The organism is Kaistella sp. (assembly GCF_032060305.1).
GTDB lineage: Bacteria > Bacteroidota > Bacteroidia > Flavobacteriales > Weeksellaceae > Kaistella > Kaistella yananensis.
The window spans coordinates 1-5,267 of sequence record NZ_DAMBHK010000075.1 but is presented as its reverse complement, the minus strand read 5'-3'; the positions used below and the strand labels follow the sequence as shown (position 1 = coordinate 5,267).

Genomic DNA, 5,267 nt, shown 5'->3' with positions numbered 1-5,267 from the left:
AAAGGAATACTGATGAGATTAAAGAAAGCTTCGCGGTAAGAATTGAATGCAAAGTACATGGAAAGAAAGATCACGATTAATACGAGGGGCATAATCATTTTTAAAGTCTGCTCTCCGCGAATCAGGTTTTCGTACTGACCGCTCCATTCCACGAAATAACCTTTTGGCATTTTGTTCACCATGTTATTGAGTTTTGCCTGGGCTTCTTTTACGGTACTGCCTAAATCCCGGTCGCGTACGTTGAATAGAACAGTTCCACGCAACATTGCATTTTCAGAATTGATCATTGGTGGTCCTTCTGTAAGACGAATGTCAGCCACTGCACTTAGCGGAATGGAACCAAATTCCATCGTCTGCATGGGCAATCTTCTCAGAGATTCCAAATTATTTCTGAAATCCTGGCCGTATCTGGCATTTACCGAAAAGCGCTGTCGGCCTTCCACTGTGGTGGTGAGTTTCATTCCGCCGAGCGCACTTTCCACGACGGCATTTACATCATCCACACTTAGGCCGTATCTTCCTATTTCTTCGCGTTTCACTTCAATATCCACATATTTTCCGCCGGTGATGGGTTCTACGTACATGTCTTTAATTCCTTCAATACCGGTGAGCTCCTTTTTTATTTTTTCGGAAAGGACGGCGATACTGTCCAGGTTCTGTCCGTACACTTTTACGCCCACATCCGTTCTAATCCCTGTTGAAAGCATATTGATCCGGTTGGAAATCGGCATGGTCCAGCCATTGGTTACGCCGGGAATCTGCAGTTTAGCATTCAATTCATTAATAAGATCGTCTTTTGTAAGGCCGTCGCGCCATTCGTCCTGAGGTTTCAACAGAATGATGGTTTCAATCATTGAAATGGGTGAATTATCTGTCGCCGTGTTTGCTCTTCCGGCTTTTCCGAGGACATGATCCACTTCCGGAATTCCCTTAATGATTTTATCCTGCACCTGCAGTAATCTTTTGGCTTCAGAGTTTGAAATATCGGGCAGTGTAACCGGCATAAAGAGCAGGGATCCTTCATCCAAAGGCGGCATAAATTCACGTCCAAGGTTCATAATCATTGGAATACTGATGAGCAGGGCCAAAATGTTAATGCCCAGCGTCGTTTTTTTCCATTTCATGCACCATCTTATCAGCGGTTCGTAAATCCGTTCCAAGCCCCTGTTTATCGGGTTTTTATTATCGTCTTTAAATTTTCCCTTCATGAAAAATGAGATGAGTACCGGCGCAAGGGTAAGCACCAGGATTGCATCGACGATCAGTATGAAGGTTTTAGTGTATGCCAGCGGGTGAAAAAGTTTCCCTTCCTGACCTGTCAACATAAATACGGGGAGAAAGGAAACCACGATAATCACCGTAGAGAAAAATACGCCTCTGGATACCTGTAAGGATGATTTTTCGATAATCTTCATCCGAATGTCTTCGGGAATCTTAACGTAACGTTCTTTCTCCTTATCCTTTTTTCTGAATATATTTTTTAACCAGTTGGTTTTCATTGTTATGGGTTTTTATTTTGTTGATGGTTCTGCCAATCGGAGAGATTTTTATACGCATTTTCGGACATGATAATTCCGTTATCCACGATCACCCCAATTGCCAGCGCAATTCCTGTAAGGGACATGATATTGGAAGAAAGTCCAAACGCATTGAGCAGAATAAAACTGATGGCAATGGTGACCGGAATCTGAATAATGATGCTCAATGCACTTCGCCAGTGGAACAGGAACAGAATAACAATGATTGCTACCACGATAATTTCTTCAATCAGCTTGGTTTTAATATTGTCTATTGCCCCTTCAATCAGCGTACTGCGGTCGTACGATGTCTTGAAGGTGACGCCTTCAGGGAGTCCTTTTTCAACGTCCTTCATTTTCTCTTTCACATCGTTGATGACCTTATCTGCATTTTCGCCATACCGTGCCACTACGATACCGCCCACGACTTCGCCTTCACCGTCTGCATCAAAAATACCCAGACGCAAATCACCACCCATCTGTACAGAACCAATGTCTTTAACCCGCACAGGAATTCCGTTGTAATTTCCCAAAGCAATTTCTTCGATATCGGCTACGTTCTTGATATAACCCAGGCCGCGAATGATATAGGCCATATCGGCCATCTCAAATTTACGTCCGCCCACATCATTATTGTTGGCTTTCACTTTGTTCATAACATCCATGAGGGATACGTTATAGTACTGGAGTTTTACAGGATCTACAATGAGTTGGTACTGTTTTTCGAAGCCGCCAAAGGAGGCTACTTCCGCCACACCGGGAACCGTCTGCAGGGCAAACTTGACGTACCAGTCCTGGAGGGCACGCTGGTCTCCCAAATCCATTTTGGGTGCATCGAAATGATACCAGAAGACGTGACCTACACCGGTGCCATCCGGTCCGAGAGTAGGGGTAACATCCTGCGGGAGTAAGCGCTGCGCATAATTGAGCCGTTCCATTACCCTGGTTCTGGCCCAGTAAATGTCCACGTTATCTTCGAAAATAACATACACGAAGCTCATCCCAAACATGGAAGAGGCGCGGATGTTCTTAATTTTCGGAATGCCCTGAAGGTTGCTGACCAGCGGGAAAGTCACCTGATCTTCAATAATCTGGGGACTTCTGCCCATCCACTCCGTAAAAACGATGACCTGGTTCTCACTCAGATCCGGAATTGCATCGATGGGATTGTCCCTTACCGCAAAAATACCCCAGATAAAAAGGCCGATTGCTATCAGCAAAACGAAATACCTGTTGCGGAGGGACAGTTTGATTAAATTTTGAATCATGGTTCTGTACGGTTTTACTTAATTTCTTCCTGAACTTCGCCACATGAAAGCATTTCTTTGCCGTAATAAGGATTCTTCACCTCACGTGAATCGCTAAGCCAGAAGGCCCCTTTGTTATCATTATACATCGGGCAGAATACTTTGTACACCGGTTTTGGAGTTCCGAAATCTTTCAGCAGGTCGTAAAAATCTTCACTCATTAAATCCAGATGTTCGCGCTGGTGATCAATCTTTCCGGCATTATCCGCAATATGCTCGGCGTGTTCCCTGATGCTGGATTCCAGTTCCGCAAATTCTTTCTTCTGTTCAGCGGACAATGCGTTTTTGTCTATTTTAGGAAAGGAAGCCAGGATTCCTTTTGCTGCACTTACCGCTTCTTTATCATCATCACCGGACAACGCGAATGTAAGGTGGGTGTAATGGGAATAGAGTTCTGTAAGATTTGCGGAAGATTTTTTTGCGTCGATCACGGTTACCTTTCCATCCATAGGCATATCGCCCATCGCTGAACTGTCAGACATCATGTTCATATCATGCTGCATGGATGTTTCAGTGGTGCTTTTCTGTTCTTTGTTTTCTTTACAGGAAGAGAGTGCAAAAGTGCAGATTGCCAAAAGGCTGAATAGTATTGTTTTCATTATTTTATAAGTTTAAAGGTTATTTATTATTAAAAAAGGCTTCGTAGTTTGCTTTATTTTCGAAGTACACGACATTATCATTTTTATCAGAGATTGCAATAATTGCGGTTGCTTTATCGATGAGTTGATGAGATATCGGATCATACGCCATGCGAGCATTTTCTTCCTGCGGGATTCTGAGTTTGCAGTTTTCGCAGCAACCGTAGTAGGTTTTGCCGTCATGCTTTACTTCAAGCTGCTTTTTGCCCATGTAGGCGTTGTTTACCATACAGACCTGGTCGTGGGGAACAATGTCGCCGGTCTTGAACTGTGCATTGGTAATTTGGGTAGTTTCTGCTTTTGAATTGGTGCAGGAAACGAGGAACACTGCTACAAAAGCTAGTATTCCTAAAAGAATATTCTTCATTAAATTTTAGATTATAGGTTAATTTTGAGTCTCAGTGTTTAGAAACTGATTACGGGTATCCTGATCTTCAAATTGTCCTTGCTCCAAAAGGAAAATCTTTTATGAAAGATTTACTTTTAAAGGAAAAGTTGATGTTCAAAGGAATATACAGCGCTGATAAGTCATCAGGGAAAACACTTCACGACAAGACATAATTCAGGCTGTAAAAAAGAGGTATTAACCTATTTTTGGCGGTTGCCAAATGGTATGGAATCCCCCGGAATAATGGGGATTCTGATAATAGAAATTGGAATTGTTGCTATAGTAGCCGGAGGCTTCAGTTTTGGAATCCTCTAAGAAATTACTGTAGGCTAAAAGGGAGTATTGAGCAGAACTGCAAAGGTTGCCGCTGCAGTTTCCTGAGCACCCTTCCGTTTGACAATTATGCGATTTTGGATGACAGCACTCGTCTTTGCAATAGCCGCTGTCGCAAGACGGATGAAATTTCGCGAATGACTGTTTGATGAAAGTTTCAGCATGCGCCTCTGATTTAAAAACCTGCTTATCCTTTTTGCTGCAAGCTAAGGAAATCCCCGGCGCCAGAAATAACGCGAGTGTAAAGGAAAGGAATAGTATTTTTAAATTAACGTGCATTATAAAGTAGAACAGTACAAATGTAGGAAATTATTTTTGAAGTTCTATTTTCTTCGTGTTTATTACCATAGTATGTCATTCCACAAATCCCAGAGATTAACCGTTTAGAAATTGGTAAGGGTGTATCATTAGAAAAGGTCTTTTTGCGAGTTTAAGCCAGTGTTTTTTCCAGTTTTTCTTTCCATTTTTGCCAGTCGGGGAATATTTTTGCCTGGAGGTCGTAAAAATCTTTGGTGTGTTTGCGAATGACCAAATGGCAAAGCTCATGGACCATTACATATTCTATACAGACTTTTGGTGCTTTTACCAATTCGGTGTTAAGTGTGATTTTTCCATTGCATGTACAGCTGCCCCATCTTTTTTCCATCCATTTTATTACCATGTCTGGTAGGAGTAAGGACGTAAGCAAACTTTAGCAAAAGAAAAATTTTATTTTTTAAATGAAAAATTTACCTATTAATTTTATAAAGTAGAATGCAGAATAAAGAAACGGCTATTTTAGTTTGCGTCGGAAGTGGTCGAAGTAATATGTTTTTTTTCAAGAAAAAATAAAAAAAAGTTTTTTGCCCAAAAGTGGTTACTGCCCTTACTGCCACAAAATAAGGAAAAGCGATGCTTTTGACACCGCTTTTTTGAAAGGTAAATTTTATGGCTGATTTCAAAGAAAATGATTACTAATTTGGAAACCTGTACGGTAACTTTCCGACCTCGGAATTATCGGTTTCATTATGTTCTTTCTTGCGTGCTCTTCTGTCTACTTCATCAACATCGAGAACATTCACAACATAGACGTAGCTTTTATTTC

General features: G+C 41.6%; 5 protein-coding genes. All 5 read right to left on the bottom strand.

The window, feature by feature from the left end; genetic code table 11:
- Positions 1 to 1,499: efflux RND transporter permease subunit (locus tag V5N63_RS09890; RefSeq protein WP_332033810.1), on the bottom strand; the 1,499-nt coding region annotated here is incomplete at its 3' end.
- Between the two features lie 2 nt (positions 1,500 to 1,501).
- Positions 1,502 to 2,785: an efflux RND transporter permease subunit gene (locus V5N63_RS09885; RefSeq protein ID WP_031504500.1), complete on the bottom strand. Its 1,284-nt coding sequence runs from the start codon at positions 2,783 to 2,785 to the stop codon at positions 1,502 to 1,504.
- Between the two features lie 14 nt (positions 2,786 to 2,799).
- Positions 2,800 to 3,423: a DUF3347 domain-containing protein gene (locus V5N63_RS09880; protein ID WP_332033809.1), complete on the bottom strand. Its 624-nt coding sequence runs from the start codon at positions 3,421 to 3,423 to the stop codon at positions 2,800 to 2,802.
- Positions 3,424 to 3,442: 19 nt separating this feature from the next.
- The gene (locus tag V5N63_RS09875; protein WP_034871896.1) at positions 3,443 to 3,829 is read right to left on the bottom strand and encodes a hypothetical protein; all 387 of its coding nucleotides are present in this window, start codon (positions 3,827 to 3,829) and stop codon (positions 3,443 to 3,445) included.
- Positions 3,830 to 4,613: 784 nt separating this feature from the next.
- Positions 4,614 to 4,844, bottom strand: coding sequence for a M48 metallopeptidase family protein (locus V5N63_RS09870; protein WP_332033815.1), 231 nt, complete (start codon positions 4,842 to 4,844; stop codon positions 4,614 to 4,616).
- Between the last annotated feature and the right edge of the window lie 423 nt (positions 4,845 to 5,267).